Origin of the sequence: Stenotrophomonas sp. HMWF003 (assembly GCF_003061285.1) — a bacterium.
GTDB lineage: Bacteria > Pseudomonadota > Gammaproteobacteria > Xanthomonadales > Xanthomonadaceae > Stenotrophomonas > Stenotrophomonas maltophilia_AP.
Genome location: NZ_QAIW01000245.1, coordinates 1 through 1629 on the forward strand (window position 1 = coordinate 1; position 1629 = coordinate 1629).

Here is a 1629-nt window from a genome sequence, read left to right on the forward strand (position 1 = left end):
GTGACGAACAGTACCGGCGTGAGCAGCAGGCCCAACGCGATGGCAGCAACCGTCGGTGCAGTGCGACGGGCCGCCGCGGTGCCCGCGAGGAAATTGCCGCCGATGCCCGCGATGCCGTAGCCGAACAGCACGGCCCCCATCCAGCGCGGATCGATGCCGGCCACGCTGACCAGCAGCGGCCGCACGAAGGTGAAGGTCATGAAGTGAGCGCCGACCAGCAGCAGCGTCAGCAGCAGCCCCGCCTGCAACGCCCGGTTGCCCAGCTGCCCGCGTAACTGGCGCAGCGTGGGCGAAGACGCCACCGGCAGCGCCGGCATCGCCAGAAGATGCAGCACCAGTACCGCTGCGCTGAACAACGCCATCCCGGCAAACGCCCAGCGCCAGCCGGCCAGGTCGCCGATCCAGGTGCCCAGCGGTACGCCCAGCACCGACGCCGCCGCGACGCCGCCGAAGATGATCGACGTGGCCAACCCCACGCCCTCGGCCGGCACCAGCCGCGCAGCCAGACCACCGGCGATGGCCCAGATGCCGCCCATGCAGAATCCCACCAGCACCCGCGCGGCGAGCAGCCAGTAAATGTCCACTGCCAGCGCCGAAGCCAGGTTGGCGACCACCAGCAAGGCCAGCAGGCCCGCCAGGATCCAGCGGCGGTCAACACCACCGGCGCCGATCACCGCGATCGGGGCGAACACCGCGGCCAGCAGCGCCGGCAGCGAGAGCGTCAGGCCCACCGTACCGGTGCGCGTGCCCAACTGTTCGGCGATGCTGGACAGCAGGCCTACCGGCAACATCTCGGTGGTGACCACCGAGAACGTGGCCAGGCCGGCGGCAACCACCGCCAACCAGGGACGCGGTGCGCCGGCGGGGGCAACGGCAACGCGGGTCATCGGTCGGATCCTGCAGCAAGGGAGGCGGGCGCGTCGTCCGCACCCGGGGCGCCGCCTGTCTTCGCGGGCAGACGCTGCTGCACCCACAGCGTGGTGAGCACCACCAACGCAGCGCCGGTGGCGGCGACCCCGAAGCCCGCGCGTGCCCCGGCGATATCCACGACCTGGCCGGCCGCGGCCGCACCCATCGCCACGCCCACGTTGAGCCCGGCCAGCAGCCAGGTCATGCCTTCCGTCAGCCGATGCGCAGGCACCAGCCGCTCCACGATCGACATCGCCACGATCATGGTCGGCGCGAAGAACATCCCGGCCACCAGCACGGCCACCGCAAGCGCGGCGATGCTGTCCACCTGCAGCAGGGGCAGGGTGGACAGCGCGGTTGCCATGCCACCCAGCAACAGCAGCCGCCGCAGCGGCCACCTCAGCGACACCGCACCGAATACCAGCCCGGCCACGCACGATCCCAGTGCATAGGCGGACAGCACCACGCTGGCGGCGCCAGGCACGCCGCGCTGCGCGGCGAAGGCGACGCTGGTGATGTCCACGGTGCCCACAATCACGCCCATGGCCACCATCAGCAGCGCCAGCAGACGCACGTTCGCCATGCCGATCGCCGACCCGTGGCGGTCGCCCGCATCGATGGGCTGCAGGGGCGGTTCGCTGCCGCGTTGCACGACCAGCGCGGCGACGCCCAGGGCCAACAGCACGGCGGCGGCGAACAGGCCGGCCAGCGGATCGACCA

General features: G+C 71.8%; 2 protein-coding genes. Both read right to left on the reverse strand.

The window, feature by feature from the left end; all coding sequences use genetic code 11:
- On the reverse strand, positions 1 to 887 hold an 887-nt coding region (locus tag DBR34_RS10035), incomplete at its 3' end, for an MFS transporter (protein ID WP_146186809.1).
- Positions 884 to 1629: MFS transporter (locus DBR34_RS22580; RefSeq protein WP_258223798.1), on the reverse strand; the 746-nt coding region annotated here is incomplete at its 5' end. The genes DBR34_RS10035 and DBR34_RS22580, both read right to left, overlap by 4 nt.